Below are 15,539 nucleotides of genomic sequence, written 5' to 3'. Positions count from 1 at the left end.
CCGTTCACGGCGTGTGGAGCGGGTTCGGGACGGTGCCGTGCACGGCCGCGTGCGGACGCCGCGCGCGGTCGCGGTAGCCGTCGAGGTGCAGCCGGTTCCGGTTGAGGCACAGCCGCTCGATGCGCGGCGTCAGCAGGTCGAAGGTCTCGTACCGGTGCTTGAGATCGGGGAAGCGCTGCTGGTAAGCCAGGATCTCCGCCCGAACGAGTGACCAGAACTCGCTCTCGGGAACATCCAGTTGCTCCTCGGCGAGCGGCGCGAGGTAGCGGAAGACGCCGACGAAAAGACCGGCGTGGATGAACTGGGTGAGGAACGCCGGCGGTTCGGTCAGCAGGGTGTCACGGACCTGCGCGGGCATCCCGTCGAACTCGGGCAGTGGCTCGGCGCTGAGGTTGACGTCGTCCACGAAGTCCTTGACGGCCAGGCGCACGGGGACGTCGTCCGCGTCGAAGACGACCAGCGCGTTCTCGCCGTGGGGCGAGAACACCGTTCCGTAGCGGTACAGGAAGTGCAGCAGCGGGGGCAGCAGCGCGGCGAACAGGTGCCGCAGCCAGTCGCGCGCGGCCCGCCCGGAGCGCCGGACCAGCTCGGCGACGAGGGACCTGCCGTCGGGATCGGTCGAGAGCAGGGCCGCGAGGGTCCGCGCCCGCTCCTGCGGGCCGAGGCTCGGCCCGATCGGCTCGCGCCAGATGCATCCCAGCAGCTCACGGTACTGATAGGGAACGCCGGGCAGCCGGTCGTACAGCGGGTGCTCCACCGTGACGGACGCGGTCTCGCCGAGCAGGATGACGCGCGTCTCCTCCGCGAGGAACGGGTCCTCCGCCCGTATCCGGTGCATCCAGGCGGTGACGGCGGGGGCGGCGAGCGTGCGTTCGGTCGGCAGGCCGCGCCAGACGAGGGTGTTGAGAATGGACAGCGGCAGTTTGACGCTGCGGGCCGCGGGCCGCGAGACGTTGAGGAACGTGCGGATCGACTGCTGGGGCAGCCGCAGGTCGCCATCGGTCGGCAGGGGTATCAGCGCGCGGGCCGCGATCTGCGGCGCGTAGAGCGGGACTATCGTCTCGTCCCACTGCCAGGGGTGGACCGGGAGCCACAGGTAGTCGGCCGGATCGCGGCCCTCATCGGCGACGACGCGGGCGAACAGCGCACGGGTCGCCGGACTCAGCTCCTCCGCGTAGAGCCGTTCTGGACCGGTCAGGCCCGGAACGCCCCGGTATCGCGCCAGGTCCCGGTGCGCGGCCAGCCACGGTAACGACACCGCCCGGCGGGCCTCCGGTGCCCAGCGGGCGGTGTCGGCGGCGGAGAAGCCGAGGCGCCCCTTGTTGGCGACGAGCCACGGGTGCCCGGTCTGCCGCCCTTCGAGGGCGGCGTGGTCGAGATCGGCGAGCTGCGCGGCGCTGAGCGCGTCGCCGGCGAGCGCGACGTCGGCGCTGAGGGTGGCGGTCAGCTCCTTGATGAGGTGGCCCGTGGTGTCGCCGGACAGGCCGAGGAGCCGGTCGTGGGCACGGGCGACGAACTCCAGCGGGTCGGCGGCCGGGGTGATCGACGCGGGGTCGACGCGCCAGTGGCCGTAGGCGCCGCGCCGGGCACGGAACCGGTAGGTCAGGCCGCGCCCCACCGGCAGCCGGTAGGCGCCCGCCGAGGAGCCGTCGGCCCGCGGCGTGATGACGTCCTCGTAGGCGAACTCGCCGAGCATCTTGGCGAGCAGCCTGCGGCCCGCCTCGTGCCAGGCCGACTCGGGTGTGCTGTGCATCGGACCTCCTGGGGAACGGGTGGAAGGACCGGTCAGCGGTCCTTGATCATGAGCGCGGCGCGCTTGTCCGGCAGTTCCGCCTCGCCCGCCTTGCGGAAGCCGGCGGCCCTGAAGGCGGCGATGGAGGCGGCGTTGCGCACGTCGGGCTCGGCCACCACGCGCGAGCAGCGCGGCCGGTGCCGCAGCACCAGCTCCGCGGTGGCACGCAGCAGCGCGGCGCCGACGCCGCGACCGCGGTCCTCGGCACTGCCGATCAGGACGTGCACGCCGGTGTCGTGCAGCCGGGAGGGGTAGTAGCGGGCGATGGGGTCGAGGTCGGCGCGGTAGACCTCCCAGTAGCTCATGGGGAGGCCGTCGAGCACGCCGAGGCACGGCACGCTGCGGCCGTCGCCGTCGAGCTGCGCCGCGAGGTGCGCGGCGGTGCGCTCGGCCGGCCCCGCCAGCAGCCAGAAGGCATCGACCACCGGGTCGTTCATCCACGTGGTGATCAGCGAGAGGTCCCGCTCCGGCCGCACGGGGACGAGGTGCAGCACACCCGCAGGGGTGGGCACCGGGCCCCAGTCGGCGACCCGGTCGAGCAGGTCGGGGCCGTCGCGGTGGCCGTGCTCCTCTTCGTAGGGGGCCGGGGCCCCGGTGAGGTCGGGCGGCAGGTCGAGGTCGGCGGTGTCCTCGCCGCCGTCGGTGCCGGTGTCGTAGGCGGGCACGCGGGCTCCTTCGCAGGTGACGGGGCCGGGAGGCCGGGCGGTTCCGGGGCGGGGCGCTCGGGCGGAGGGGGCGGGGACGGGCCGAAAGCGCGCGAAATGGAGCAGGGAATTATCGGGAGCCGGTCGAAAGACCGGCGATGGCGAGTCGGTCCGGTGTCGGATATCGGTCAGGGGCGAAGGCGGTCGGACGCCGGATGAGCGTCCGGGCACGGGGACGTGGCAGCGGACCGGTGGGCGCACGGGGTGAGTGCGCGAGCGGTCCCGGTGGCGTCGGCGGTGCTCCCGGCGCGGTGCGGGATCAGGGCGCGGCGAGTGGATTGCCGATCGTGACGTAGACGGACTGGCCGTCGACGGGCCCGACGAGCTCGTCGAGGCCGTGCAGGCGCGTCAGGAGGTTGGCCTTGCAGCGCAGCGTCGGCTGTTCGAGGAGGTGTCCGACCAGGGGCGACACCGGCCCGTCGGCACGGGCCTCGGCGGCCAGGAAACGGCGGCAGACGGCGAGCAGGTCCTTCTCGTCGGCGAGCCGCTGGGCCCCGAACGCGCCGACGAGACCCAGCACGTTGTTGATGCCGAGGTAGTAGGCGAACCGTTCGTCGGCGACCTCGTCCGCCACGAACGTGTCCGAGTCCGCGCCGATCCCCGGCAGCCGGCCGCGGAGCGCGTCGCGGTGGGAGGCCCGGAAGTAGTACCCCTGGTTGTCGCGGAACCTGCCGCCCACGGGCCAGCCGTGCGCGTCGAGGAGCACCAGCGTGTTCTGCTGGTGGGCCTCAAGCGCGATGCCCGCGTGCGCGTCGAGCCACAGCAGCGGGCGCACCACGGCACGCAGGTAACGCTCCAGCCACTCGGCACAGACCGAGGCCACCGCGCGCCCGGTACGTCGGGCGACGGTGTGCACCACGTCGGCCAGCCGGGACCGCAGCGCGGCGCCGGGGCTCCCCGGCCAGGGCCGCGGTCCGGTCAGCGCGGCCACGCACAGCACGTCGTCCCGCGGACCGAACGGGCTCTCCCGCAGCAGCACGTCGAGCCCCCGCACCGGCACACCGCCCGCGTCGTCCACGGCCAGCCACGCGGGATCGCGCACGATGTCGAACCCGGGGCACACCGCGTGCCACTGGTCCGCGAGCCCGGTGCCGAGCAGCCGGTGCACCTCGACGCCCCGGTGCAGTTCCTTCCTGAGGTTCTCACGGCGGGAGTTGGTGATGCGCAGGGCGAGGGAGAGCTTCAGCATGGCGGGGGCGCCGGGCCGGTGGACGGTGCGCACCGAGGAGGTGGAGTGCCAGGGCGGCCCGTACTCGCCCAGGTCGTGCAGCAGCCCGGCGTCCAGCAGCGCGGCGACGGCCGGACGCCGCGCGAGGTCGGCGGCCTGCCAGGGGTGCAGGGGCAGCGCCGCGGTGCCGGGCGGCAGGGGAAGTCCAGGACCGGCGAGCCGCGCGGTGAGTTCCTCGGCCGGCACCGTGCGGCCGTCCTCGTGCCAGGCCGAATCGGTCGCCAGGACGCCGCGGTCCACGGCGAACCAGCGCAGCCGGAAGGCACCGCGCAGCTCCGGGGAGCACTGCCGCGCCTCCGCGCCGGTGAGGCCCTCGCGGCTCTTGGGCGTGGGGTGCAGCGGATGCCCGAAGACCATGGACTGCTCGCTGTCGAGGAACGCGTGCCCGTGCGCCGCCGGGCCCGGCTGCGCGCGGCGGGCCGCGAGGAACTCGGCGGTGCGCCGGACCGAATCGGCGACGCGCCCGACGAGGTCGGTGGCCTCCGCCGTGCGCGGTTCCCTCTCGGCGGGCCGGTGGCCCGCGGGCCCCGGCTCGCGCGCGAGCAGCGCGGCGAGCGTCACGGCGTCGAGGGGCGGCGCCCCGGCGGCCACCCCTTCGAGGGAGGGCGGGCCGAAACGGTGCGCGCCGGTCGCCGACCAGTGGAGCACCGGCACGCGCAGGACCAGTCCTGACGCGGGGAGCGGCAGTCGCAGCGGCCCGCCGCCCGGCGGCTCCGCGCCTGTCTCGCGCACCCAGCAGCGCAGCAGGCACTCGGCGGTCGCCGCGTCGGCCGCGAGCGGGGCCGACGCCTGCTCGACCGGGTCGGCCGCGCCCGCGCCGCCGTCCGCGGCGGGCGCCGGCGGGGACGGCGCGGCCGCGCCGGACCGTCGCGGTCCCGGCAGCTCCATGAACCGCGCGAGCCGCCTGCGGACCGGCCGGCGCTCGGCGGACGGGCTCCGTTCGGGATGGGGGCGTGCGTTCATCCGTGTGCGGCGCGCGGACCGGGCCCCGGACCCGCGGGCGCCTCCTCCTCTGTGGTCACCTGGCCGTCAACGCCGTGGCGTTCCTCCACCCGTATTAACGACACGGCGTGCGCCGGATAACGGCCTTGCGCAAGATCCTTTGCGGCGGCCGGCCGCCCCGGGGGAACCGGGGACCCGACTGCGGCCGTCTCCAGGGGCACCGGCATAGTGGGGGAACGCCGCCCCCGGCGAGGCGACCGCGGGCAGGCACACCTTCAGGACTTTCTCAGGGGGAGTACACCCATGTCATCGATACCCCGGCGACGAGCGCGTCGCCGCGCCGGCCTGGCCGCCACGGCCCTGGCCGCGGCGCTGGCCCTCACCGCCACCGCCTGCACCGGGGACGACGATTCCGGTGGCGACGCCTCGGATCAGTCCGGCACGGACGCGTCGGGTGAGGACCAGCTCCAGCAGCTGATCGACAATCTGCCGTTCGAGGTCGACATCGACGCCTGGATGCAAGGCGGCTGGGCCGACTGGGACCGCGACACGTGGATGCGCGAGATCGGTGACTTCTTCAACCCGATCATCGACGACCTGTGGGACCAGGACCGCATGGGCGAGGCCGAGGAGCCCGACCCGTCGATCGACGAGGGGCAGATCGAGGAGGACCCGAACGCACCCGCCGCCGACGACCCGGAGGCCGACCGCGGGTTCACCGACCCCGAGCCGGCCCCGGTCGAGGCGCTGCCGGTCCAGACGCCCTACACGGAGCACGGGGCGCCGATCGGCAAGGTGTTCTTCGACAGCCCCGAGGGCCCGATGGTCTGCTCCGGCACCGTGATCGCGGACCCGAACGCCCCCGGCCGCTCCAACCTCGTCGCCACCGCGGGGCACTGCGTGCACGCCGGCGCGGGCGGCGGGTGGTACCGCAACCTGAGCTTCGTCCCCGCGTACAACAACAACGGCCTCAGCGCGGAGGAGATGGCCGCCGCCCCCTACGAGGAAGTCGCACCGTACGGCGCGTACTGGGCGGACTACGTCTCCACGACCCAGTACTGGATCGACAACGGCACGATGGCCGGCGGCGAAGGAGCGCACGGCGACTTCGCCGTCATGTCGGTCGTGCCCGAGGACGACACGGGCCTGTCGCTCGAAGAACAGGTCGGCGCGGCGATCGACATCAACTTCGACGCGCCCGCCGTCTCCGGCCTCGGCGACGTCACCCTGTACGGGTTCCCGGCCGGCGCGCCGTACGACGGCGCCGTCATGTACAGCTGCGTGGACACGCCGGGCCGTCTCTCCATGGACGCCTCGATGCCGGTGATGTACTGGGCCGGCTGCACGATGACCGGCGGCTCGTCCGGCGGCCCGTGGCTGCGGACGAACGACGCGGGCGAGGCCGAGCTGGTCTCGGTCAACTCCATCGGCCCGCTGGAGAGCACGTGGCTGGCGGGGCCGCGGCTCGACACCGAGGCGCGTGAGGTCTTCGAGCACGTGAGCGCCGAGACGAACGGGAGCTGACCCGGCCCGCGGGCACCGGGCCCGCAGGCATCAAGCCCGCAGAGACCAAGGGGCCCGGCGTCCGCGGACGCCGGGCCCCGGTGCGTTCCTTCCGCGTCAGCCGGCGTTCGCGGCCAGCGGGCTGCGCCGGGTGTCGCCGCCGGGCACGGGTTCCGCGGGGTCGCTGCCCAGCGCGACGACGCGGTTCGCGCCGTCGACGTGCACCACGGCCGGGCGCAACCGGCGGGCCTCCGTGTCGTCCACCTGCGCGTAACTGATCAGGATGACCAGGTGCCCTGGCTGCACGAGGTGCGCGGCGGCGCCGTTGATGCCGATGACGCCGGAGCCGCGCTCGCCCTCGATGACGTACGTCTCCAGGCGGTTGCCGTTGTCGATGTCGACGATGTGCACCTGCTCGCCCGGCAGCAGGTCCGCCGCGTCCATCAGGTCCGCGTCGATGGTCACGGAGCCGACGTAGTGGAGGTCGGACTGGGTCACCGTGGCGCGGTGGATCTTCGACTTGAACATGGTACGCATCATGGCGGTACTCCTGGATCTTAGCTCCCTGCCTGCGTCTATGCAGGTCAAGGGCGGTTTCCCTACCCTACAACGACTCGCAAGTGCGGGCAGCGTTCGCCGGGTTCTTCAGGTCTCATGCTGACTACTTGCTGACTTCCCTGACTGGCTGCCAGGCACCAGAGGTGTCCCCGCCGCCGATGGCCACTCCCCCGCAACGCTGCCCTGACCAGCCTACGCAACCACCTCCAGACACCGACGGCGGCTGCCGCTGCGCCCTCGGCGAGACGGCCCGCCGCGGGCCTCACGATCGGTTACTGGTGACATCCATCACGTTCGAGGCCAGGCCGGCGTCCTGCACGACGCTTCGCGCGGCGCGGGATGCCGACGGCAGATCCCTGCACCGCCGAATCATCGTCCGCGGCGACGACAACGGTCACCCGCGCAATGAAAGACGGACGGTAGTCATCACCCATCGCCCGACCCAGCCGTCCCGGCACCGGCACCAGTCACAGCACCTGGGAGCGCATGAAGCCCCGTCGGGGCAGGGTGACCGAATGGGTCCCCTGCCCCGACGGAGCTCGGTCGGACGGGCGGCGGGTTACCGGCGCCTGGTAGAGGCCGGTGCCGTGTACGGTGCTCCCCGGCTCAGCCGAAGTTCACGTCGCTGCACCACATGTAGGCCTGGTCGAGGTGCGAGGCCTGCCAGATCACGAACAGGACGTGGTGTCCGGTGTAGCCGGAGGTCTGGACGGGGAACGAGATGTTCTGCGCCGGGGCGAAGCGGCCGGTCTGCGTGATGAAATCGAGGTTGCCCCAGCCCAGGGTCTGGGTCGCGGGGTTGAAGCCCTGCTTGCTCACGTAGACCCTGAAGTAGTCGGCACCGTGGGACGCCTGGTCGTGCAGCTGGACCGTGAAGTTGTCGCTGATGTTGGTCGTCTTCCACGCCCCGGGCCTGTTCAGGCTGGCGTTCCTTGAGAGGTTGTTGCTGCAGAGCGTCCCGTCGGGGGTCCTCGCCTGGAACTGGCCACCGAGGCCGTCGCGGAGCGCGCTCATCCAGTTCCACATGGTGTCGGGGTTGGCCTGGAAGGCCTGGTAACACATGGGGTCCTGGGTCTGCATGGCCGGGTCCATGTGGTTGCTGCCCCACGTCTTCCAGCACTGGTACGCGCGGGAGGCGGGGTTGACGATGGTGCCGTGAGCCTGGGCGGGGGTCGACCAGGCCAGTGCGCCGGCAACCAAGGCGAACAGCATGACGAGCACCTGGAGAGGCTGGCGGAGGGGCGACCGCGAACGCCCGATCAACGGACTCTGTGTGCGCATGTGGGGGAACTCCTTCCAGTCGCAAGGCTGCTATGGAGCGCTCCCAGCTCTCAAGATAGGTCTTTTGAGTGAAGTGTCAATGAAACAAGCAGAGTTGATTACAGGGGTGGGTGGCGAGCAGGGAATCTGCCGTAAGCCGGGAGTCAGAAGCGTCCCCGGGACCGGAAAGCGGGGATGCGGCCTGGACCGGCGTGCGGGGCTGTCGGCGGCGGGTGCATCGTGGTTCTGTCGCCGCGGTCGCTGAGCTCTTCGAACAGTCGGCGGGCGGCCGACACTCCCGTGCTAGCTGCGCGCGCCGCGGTGCCTCGGCCGGGTCCGGCTCCCGCCCTCGGCACGGCACGGTCCCGGTATCGTTTTCCCGCAGGTGGGGAGCAGTGGAAGGGGGTGGGGCCGTGACCGTTCCGCACCGGCCGCGTGCCGACGCGGCCAGGAACCGGGCCGGCATCCTGCGGGCGGCACGGGAGCTGCTCGCGGTGCGCGGCGAGACCGTGGGGGTCGACGAGGTCGCCCGCCACGCCGGGGTCGCGGTCGGCACCCTGTACCGGCACTTCCCGACGAAGGCCCACCTCGTGGGCACGGTCGTCGACGAGCTGGCTGAACGGGTCTCCGCCGCGCTGGACGAGGCGGTCGCGCGGGCCGAGTCCGGCGGCGGCGCCTTCGTGGAGGTGGCCGTGCTCGCGGAACGGATCGCCGAGGCGGCCGGCACCAACCGCGCGATCGGGGCCGCAGTGCGCGCGCTGGCCGTGCGCGGAACGCACCGTGCGGCACGGCTGGTCGCGGCCGGCCACGCGGAGGGCACGGTGCACCGGGACGTCACGGCCGCGGACCTGATGCTGCTGCTGACCACCCTGCCGGGCGACGAACTGCCCGAGCCGGCGCGGCGCCGCTGGGTCCAGCTGACGCTGCGCGCGCTGGCCGCCGGCCCCTCGCCCGCCGAGGCCGGCTGAGGCGGCCGGCGCGCCGCCCGGCCAGGACATGCCGCGGCCCCGCCCCCGGGGAACTGGGAACCGGGAGGCGGGGCCGCGGGGTTCGGGGTCAGCCGCGGGCGGCCGGGACGTAGGGTTCGAGCAGGGCGGCCAACTCCTCGTGGACCTGGGCCCTGAGCAGGGTGCCCTCCCCCGTGTGCTCCTCGGACAGCACCTCGCCCTCGGCGTGCACGCGGGAGACCAGCGCGCCCTGTGTGTAGGGCACGAGGACTTCGAGCTCCACCGCGGGACGCGGCAGCTCGCTGTCGATCCACGCCAGCAGCTCGGGAATGCCGAGCCCGGTGCGCGCGGACACGGCGATGGCCCGCTTCTCCGCGCGCAGCAGCCGCTGGAGCGTCAACTCGTCCGCCGCGTCCGCCTTGTTGACGACGACGATCTCGGGCACGTCGTGCGCGCCGACGTCCCGGATCACCTCGCGGACCGCGGCAAGCTGCTCCTCGGGCACCGGGTGGGCGCCGTCGACCACGTGCAGGATCAGATCGGCGTCGCCGACCTCCTCCATCGTGGAGCGGAACGCCTCCACCAGGTGGTGCGGCAGGTGGCGCACGAACCCGACCGTGTCGGCCAGCGTGTAGACCCGCCCCGAGGGCGTGGTCGCGCGCCGCACCGTCGGGTCGAGGGTGGCGAACAGCGCGTTCTCCACCAGGACACCGGCCCCCGTCAGCTGGTTGAGCAGGGAGGACTTGCCCGCGTTCGTGTACCCGGCGATGGCGACGGACGGCACCTGGTTGCGGTGGCGCTCCTGGCGCTTCAGCTCGCGGCCGTGCTTCATGTCCGCGATCTCCCGGCGCATCTTCGCCATCTTCTCGCGGATGCGGCGGCGGTCCGTCTCGATCTTCGTCTCACCGGGGCCGCGCGTGGCCATGCCGCCGCCACCGCTGCTCGATCCGCCGCCGCCCATCTGCCGGGACAGCGACTGGCCCCAGCCGCGCAGCCGGGGCAGCATGTACTGCATCTGCGCGAGCGAGACCTGCGCCTTGCCCTCGCGGGACTTGGCGTGCTGGGCGAAGATGTCGAGGATCAGGGCGGTGCGGTCGACCACCTTCACCTTGACGACATCCTCCAGGTGGATCAGCTGGCCGGGGCTCAGCTCACCGTCGCAGACGACGGTGTCGGCGCCGGACTCCAGCACCAGGTCGCGCAGCTCCTTCGCCTTGCCCGAGCCGATGTAGGTGGCCGGGTCCGGCTTGTCGCGGCGCTGGATCACGCCGTCGAGCACCAGGGCGCCCGCGGTCTCCGCGAGGGCGGCGAGCTCCGCGAGGGAGTTCTCCGCGTCCCGCACCGTGCCGGAGGTCCACACGCCGACCAGCACGACGCGTTCGAGGCGCAGCTGTCGGTATTCGACCTCGGTGATGTCCTGGAGTTCCGTGGAGAGGCCGGCGACCCTCCGCAGCGCTGCGCGCTCCTCGCGGTCGAACTGCTCGCCGTCTCCGGTCGTGGACTCGCTCCGGGCAACGTCCTCATCCATCAGGGCGTCGGCCCGGCGGCCCGCGGAGCGGCGCTGGTGGTCCTGAGGAAGGGAAGAGAAGGTCAATGCGTTCCTTAAGGTCGAGTGAACCGGCCACCGGCGGTGGCCGCGGCAATCCGGGTCGGCCGTGGCGCGCACGGCCCGCCGCGATGCGCCTGCCGTGGTGACAACGCTCCGGCGATCCGGAACATTCCCGGCGTGTGTGCGCCCATAGTGGCACGAGCACACCTCGGCGTCACCCGGATTTGCGGCCCTGCCGTGGCGACGGTGTCAGGGCTGGAGCCGCGCGGCGCGCGTCACGTCGTACACGCCGGGTACCCGGCGCATGGCGCGCATCAACCTCGGCAGCCCGGCCGAGTCGGGCAGACGCAGGGTGTAGGTGTGCCGGACGCGCTGCTCACGAGGCGGCTCGACCTCCGCGGACAGGACGGCGGCGCCGTGCGCGGCCAGCGCCTCGGTGAGGTCGGCGAGCAGTTCCGGCCTGCCGAGCGCTTCGGCGTGCAGGGTGACGCGGCAGCCGACCGAGCCGGAACGCCAGCTGACGGCGAGCGGATGCCGCCCCGCCCCGCGCATGCGCACGGCGGAGGGACAGTCCTCGCGGTGGACGGTGACACCGCCCCTGACCGTGAACCCCTGGACGCCGTCCGGCGGCACGGGGGTGCAGCACCCGGCCAGCCGGACCGGGGCGTCCGGCGCCCCGGCCACGACGGCGGCCTGCTCGTCCGCGCGCTCCTGGCGCCCCCGGCGGGCCGCCGGGGGCGCCGCGCCTGAGGCGGGGAGGGCGGGGGCGCCGGGTCCCGGGCCCGGCTCGCCCTCGGCGGGACGCGTGTCCTCCAGCCAGCGGCGGATCGCGATGCGGGCCCCCGCGGTGGTGGCGTGCTCAAGCCACTCGGGCGAGGGCCCTGAGCCGCCGTCCGGCGCGAGCAGCAGGTGAACGGTGTCCCCGTCGCGCAGCACGGTGCGCAGAGCGGCGAGCCGCCCGTTGACGCGGGCGCCGATGCCGGCGTGCGCCCGCTGGCCGTGCCGGGCGTAGGCGGCGTCGACACACGTGGCTCCGGCCGGCAGCTGGAGGGGCCGGTCGCCCGACTCCTCGCCGTAGACGGTGATCTCGCCGTCCCTGGCCAGCTCGTCGCGCAGCGCCGTCCAGAAGGTGTCGGTGTCGGGGGCCTGGCGCTGCCAGTCGAGGAGCCGGGAGAGCCATCCGGGGCGCGTGGGGTCGGCGCGCACCCCGTCCTCGCCGCCCGGCTCCCCCTCGCAGGCGCGGTGCGGGTCGCCGAGGGCGACGACGCCGGCCTCGGCGACCCGGTGCATGGCATGGGTGCGCACCAGTACCTCGGCGACCTGGCCCGCGCCCGCGGTGAACGCGGTGTGGAGCGACTGGTAGAGGTTGAACTTGGGTACCGCGATGAAGTCCTTGAACTCCGAGACGACCGGGGTGAAGCAGGTGTGGAGTTCACCGAGCACGGCGTAGCAGTCGGCGTCCTCCGTGACGAGGATGAGCAGCCGGCCGTAGTCGTAGGGGCCGAGCTCGCCGCGTTTGAGCCGGGTGCGGTGCACGGAGAGGACATGGCGCGGCCTGATCAGGACCTCGGCGGGGATCTGCGCGTCGCGCAGCACCTCGCGGACCGCCTCCGCCACTTCCGCGAGCGGGTCGGGCCGCAGCACGTGCCGCCGCATCAGCTCCTGGGCCCCGGCGTGCTCCTCGGGGTGCAGCACCGCGAACACCAGGTCTTCGAGCTCTGTCTTGAGCGTCTGCACGCCGAGCCGCTCGGCGAGGGGAATGAGCACGTCGCGGGTGACGCGTGCGATCCGGGCCTGCTTCTCCGGGCGCATGACGCCCAGGGTGCGCATGTTGTGCAGCCGGTCGGCGAGTTTGATCGACATGACCCGGACGTCGCTCCCGGTGGCGACGAGCATCTTCCGGAACGTCTCGGGCTCGGCCGCGGCGCCGTAGTCGACCTTCTCCAGCTTGGTGACGCCGTCGACGAGGTGGCCGACCTCGTCCCCGAAGTCCGCCCTGACCTGTTCGAGGGTCACCTCGGTGTCCTCGACCGTGTCGTGCAGCAGCGAGGCCGTCAGCGTGGTGGTCTCCGCGCCGAGTTCGGCGAGGATCAGCGTGACGGCCAGCGGGTGCGTGATGTAGGGCTCACCGCTCTTGCGGAACTGGCCGCGGTGCGCGGCCTCCGCGAGCACGTAGGCGCGGCGGAGCGTGTCGAGGTCGGCTCGCGGGTGGTGGCGGCGGTGCACCTGGGCGACGTGCTCGATGGCGTCCGGGAGCCGGCCGCGGAGCGCGGAGCGCAGGACGGCCGCCCTGCCGAGCTGCCGCAGCACGTCCCGTCCGGCGCCCCGCCGTCCACGGGCGGTACCGCTCGGTGTGGTCGCCTCTGCGCTCATGGGGTGGCACCTCCCGCGGTCTCCTGACCGGACCGCGGCCGGGTATCGGTCGGACCCGTGATCCCCGTGGTCGCCGCGGTGATCCTGGTGGTCTCCGCGGTGATCCTGCGGCGGCGCCGGTGCTTGATGCTACCGAGCCCACCACGTGCTCCTCGCCGGGGGCCGCCCCGAACGTGGGGGATCACCCATTCGAGTGACTTATGTTCTCCGAAACGTGGCTGAAACGCATGGGGTCTCCGTCCGGCTCCAGCCAGCCGAGGTCGACGGTGCCCTCGGCGATGACGACCGCGGGGCCGGTCATGGCGACCGTCCCGTCGGCGGCCTCGGTCACGAGCAGCCGGCCGCCCGGGACATCGACGGTGTAGGTGGCGGCCCTGCCGTCGGCGGCCGGGTCGAGCCCGTCCCTGCGGGCCGCGGCGACCATGACGGCGCACGCCCCCGTTCCGCAGGAGCGGGTCTCCCCCGAGCCGCGCTCGTGCACCCGCAGGGCGACGTGCCGCGGGCCGCGGTCCACGACGAACTCCACGTTGGTGCCGCGCGGGTACGTCTCGGCGGGACGCACCTCGGGCGCCTCGCGCAGCGGACCGGCGTCGGAGAGCCGGTCGACGAACGCCACCGCGTGCGGGTTCCCCATGTCCACGTGGCGCGCCGGCCAGGTGCGCTCGCCCACGGTCACGGTGACCGACGGCTCGGCGCCGCCGGGCAGCCCGGCCCTGCCCATGTCCACGGTGATCGAGCCGTCCGCCTCGTACCGCACCCGGCGCACGCCCGCGCGGGTGCCCACGGGAACCTCGTCCGCGGTGACGAGCCCCGCGCGCCGCAGGTAGCGCGCGAAGACGCGCACGCCGTTGCCGCACATCTCGGCGACACTGCCGTCCGCGTTCCGGTAGTCCATGAACCATTCGGCCCCACCGACGGCGCGCCGCACGACCCGGAGCACGCCGTCCCCGCCGATGCCGGCCCTGCGGTCGCACAGCCGCGCGACGGCGGCGGGCGACAGGGGCAGCCGGTCGTCCGGGTCCGGGATGATCACGAAGTCGTTCTCCGTGCCGTGCCCCTTGAGGAACGGAACGGCGTGCGGTGCGCTGCTCATCAGGCGATCGTAACGGATCGTGACGACACTCAGCGCAGCGCGGCCACCCGGAGCACGGCGAGCACGGCGAGCACGAGGAAGCCGATCACGTAGAGGGCCAGCAGCCGCCAGTCGGGCCGCCGGCCCGAGCCGCGTGGCGGGAACCCCGGCCACGTGTAGCCGACGCGCCGGGCGGCCATCATGCCCCAGCCCGCCGCGCTGCATCCGATGAGCAGGCCGAGCATGGCCACCACGGCGCCGGTCTCGTCGAACGCGAAGGCGAGCGGGAAGGCGAACATGAGCGAGCCGAGCAGACTGAGCAGGACGATGGGCGCGAAGAGCGCCAGCCGCAGGCGCCTGGGCGGGCGCAGGTCGGCGTAGGACTCGTCCCGGTTGAACTCGTCGATGATCTCGACGGCCTCGTCGCGCGCCGCGTCGTGTCCCAGGGCGAGCACCGGGCTCTCCTCCGCGGGGCCCGCGAGCGGAACGCCGCCGGGGACCGCGGGGGACGGGACGTCTTCCGCGGTGCCGTTGCTTTCCCGAGGGCCGGCCTCCATCGCCACACGCCCTCCTTGCTCAACGGCTTCACGGCATTCGGCTCGATGATGGCACGCCGGCGCCCCGGTCCCGCCCCCCTGGAGCGTCCCGATGCCATCACGTGATCAGGATGTGACCGTCCGTTCGAGCAAGTCCCAGGCGCCCCTCTCAAGCCCCTCGGCGGCCTCGCGCGCCCCGCTCAGCCAGCGCACGCGCGGGTCGCGCCGGAACCAGCTCTCCTGCCGGCGCGCGAAGCGACGGGTGGCGCGGATCGTCTCCTCGCGCGCCTCTTCCTCGGTGGCCTCCCCCGCGAGGGCGGCCAGCACCTGCTGGTAGCCGAGGGCCCGGGACGCGGTGCGCCCCTCGCGCAGGCCGACGCGCTCCAGCGCGCGCACCTCGTCGACGAGCCCGGCCCGCCACATGCGGTCGACCCGGGCGGCGATCCGCTCGTCCAGCTCCGACCGCTCGACGCCGACGCCGATCCTGAGGGTGCGGTAGACCTCGCGCTGCCCCTCGGCCCCCGGCAGCCTCGCCGTGAACGGCCGGCCGGTGATCTCGACGACCTCAAGCGCGCGGACGACGCGCCGGCCGTTGCTCGGCAGGATGGCCGCGGCGGCGGGCGGGTCGACCGCGGCGAGCCGGGTGTGCAGCGCCGCGCTGCCGCGTTCCGCCAGCTCCGCCTCCAGGCGGGCCCGGACCGCCGGGTCGGTGCCGGGGAACTCCAGGGCGTCGAGGGCGGCGCTGACGTAGAGCCCGGAGCCGCCCACGAGCACGGGGGTGCGGCCGGCGGCGAGCAGCCGGTCGACGCGGTCCCTGGCGAGCGTCTGGTACTCGGCGACGCTGGCCGGCCTGGTCACCTCCCAGACGTCCAGCAGGTGGTGCGGCACCCCCCGCCGTTCGGCGGGCGTGAGTTTCGCGGTGCCGATGTCCATGCCGCGGTACAGCTGCATGGAATCGGCGTTGACGACCTCGCCGCCCAGCCCCGCGGCCAGGGCGACACCGAGGTCGGACTTGCCCGCCGCGGTGGGCCCCACCACGGCCAGGACCAGGGGATTGCCGGCTCCGTCGTGCACG

Annotated in this window: 12 protein-coding genes; 2 read left to right on the top strand and 10 right to left on the bottom strand. The window is 73.6% G+C overall.

The features are described from left to right. Positions 1-4 precede the first annotated feature (4 nt). The 3 genes from LC193_RS24565 to LC193_RS24550 all read right to left on the bottom strand — a co-directional run bounded on the left by LC193_RS24565 (position 5) and on the right by LC193_RS24550 (position 4,687). On the bottom strand, positions 5-1,753 hold the full coding sequence (locus LC193_RS24565; RefSeq protein WP_226077501.1) for an IucA/IucC family protein: 1,749 nt from the start codon (positions 1,751-1,753) through the stop codon (positions 5-7). Between the two features lie 32 nt (positions 1,754-1,785). Continuing rightward, complete coding sequence (locus LC193_RS24560; protein WP_226077500.1) at positions 1,786-2,457, bottom strand: GNAT family N-acetyltransferase; 672 nt, start codon at positions 2,455-2,457, stop codon at positions 1,786-1,788. A gap of 298 nt (positions 2,458-2,755) precedes the next feature. Continuing rightward, positions 2,756-4,687 (bottom strand): IucA/IucC family protein, encoded by a 1,932-nt coding sequence (locus tag LC193_RS24550; RefSeq protein ID WP_226077499.1) that lies wholly within the window; start codon positions 4,685-4,687, stop codon positions 2,756-2,758. A 282-nt stretch (positions 4,688-4,969) separates the two neighbouring features. On the opposite strand from LC193_RS24550, the gene LC193_RS24545 reads away from it, so the two are divergent. Then, on the top strand, positions 4,970-6,190 hold the full coding sequence (locus LC193_RS24545; RefSeq protein WP_226077498.1) for a trypsin-like serine peptidase: 1,221 nt from the start codon (positions 4,970-4,972) through the stop codon (positions 6,188-6,190). Between the two features lie 96 nt (positions 6,191-6,286). Here LC193_RS24545 and panD read toward each other — a convergent pair whose 3' ends face one another. Together panD and LC193_RS24535 are read right to left on the bottom strand one after the other, a co-directional pair. Continuing rightward, on the bottom strand, positions 6,287-6,709 hold the full coding sequence (gene panD / locus LC193_RS24540) for an aspartate 1-decarboxylase (protein WP_226077497.1): 423 nt from the start codon (positions 6,707-6,709) through the stop codon (positions 6,287-6,289). A gap of 624 nt (positions 6,710-7,333) precedes the next feature. Then, positions 7,334-7,939, bottom strand: coding sequence for a lytic polysaccharide monooxygenase auxiliary activity family 9 protein (locus LC193_RS24535; RefSeq protein ID WP_226078869.1), 606 nt, complete (start codon positions 7,937-7,939; stop codon positions 7,334-7,336). A gap of 461 nt (positions 7,940-8,400) precedes the next feature. Between LC193_RS24535 and LC193_RS24530 the strand changes: the two genes are divergently transcribed. After that, positions 8,401-8,955, top strand: a complete 555-nt coding sequence (locus LC193_RS24530; protein WP_226077496.1) for a TetR/AcrR family transcriptional regulator — start codon at positions 8,401-8,403, stop codon at positions 8,953-8,955. A gap of 88 nt (positions 8,956-9,043) precedes the next feature. Here the strand turns inward: LC193_RS24530 and hflX are convergent, their stop codons facing one another. The 5 genes from hflX to miaA all read right to left on the bottom strand — a co-directional run bounded on the left by hflX (position 9,044) and on the right by miaA (position 15,538). After that, positions 9,044-10,528: a GTPase HflX gene (gene hflX / locus LC193_RS24525; RefSeq protein ID WP_226077495.1), complete on the bottom strand. Its 1,485-nt coding sequence runs from the start codon at positions 10,526-10,528 to the stop codon at positions 9,044-9,046. A gap of 204 nt (positions 10,529-10,732) precedes the next feature. Then, entirely contained in the window at positions 10,733-12,856 is a 2,124-nt protein-coding gene (locus tag LC193_RS24520) for a RelA/SpoT family protein (RefSeq protein ID WP_226077494.1), read from the bottom strand. Positions 12,857-13,037: 181 nt separating this feature from the next. After that, positions 13,038-13,949: a diaminopimelate epimerase gene (dapF, locus tag LC193_RS24515; protein WP_226077493.1), complete on the bottom strand. Its 912-nt coding sequence runs from the start codon at positions 13,947-13,949 to the stop codon at positions 13,038-13,040. Between the two features lie 29 nt (positions 13,950-13,978). Then, positions 13,979-14,485, bottom strand: coding sequence for a hypothetical protein (locus tag LC193_RS24510; RefSeq protein WP_086157647.1), 507 nt, complete (start codon positions 14,483-14,485; stop codon positions 13,979-13,981). A 105-nt stretch (positions 14,486-14,590) separates the two neighbouring features. After that, a complete protein-coding gene (gene miaA / locus LC193_RS24505) occupies positions 14,591-15,538 on the bottom strand; it encodes a tRNA (adenosine(37)-N6)-dimethylallyltransferase MiaA (RefSeq protein ID WP_226077491.1) in 948 nt (315 codons plus the stop codon). Position 15,539: the final 1 nt, after the last annotated feature.

The sequence above is a fragment of the Streptomyces marincola genome, assembly GCF_020410765.1.
GTDB lineage: Bacteria > Actinomycetota > Actinomycetes > Streptomycetales > Streptomycetaceae > Streptomyces > Streptomyces marincola.
The sequence above is the reverse complement of the archived record's forward strand: the minus strand, read 5'-3'. Positions and strand labels throughout refer to the sequence as shown.

Excerpts from the sequence above, each read along its gene's own strand:
- LC193_RS24565 (WP_226077501.1), bottom strand. The coding sequence starts at position 1,753 with ATGCACAGCACACCCGAGTCGGCCTGGCACGAGGCGGGCCGCAGGCTG.
- panD (WP_226077497.1), bottom strand. The coding sequence starts at position 6,709 with ATGATGCGTACCATGTTCAAGTCGAAGATCCACCGCGCCACGGTGACC.
- LC193_RS24520 (WP_226077494.1), bottom strand. The coding sequence starts at position 12,856 with ATGAGCGCAGAGGCGACCACACCGAGCGGTACCGCCCGTGGACGGCGG.
- LC193_RS24545 (WP_226077498.1), top strand. The coding sequence starts at position 4,970 with ATGTCATCGATACCCCGGCGACGAGCGCGTCGCCGCGCCGGCCTGGCC.
- LC193_RS24535 (WP_226078869.1), bottom strand. The coding sequence starts at position 7,939 with ATGCTGTTCGCCTTGGTTGCCGGCGCACTGGCCTGGTCGACCCCCGCC.
- LC193_RS24510 (WP_086157647.1), bottom strand. The coding sequence starts at position 14,485 with ATGGAGGCCGGCCCTCGGGAAAGCAACGGCACCGCGGAAGACGTCCCG.
- LC193_RS24550 (WP_226077499.1), bottom strand. The coding sequence starts at position 4,687 with ATGAACGCACGCCCCCATCCCGAACGGAGCCCGTCCGCCGAGCGCCGG.
- dapF (WP_226077493.1), bottom strand. The coding sequence starts at position 13,949 with ATGAGCAGCGCACCGCACGCCGTTCCGTTCCTCAAGGGGCACGGCACG.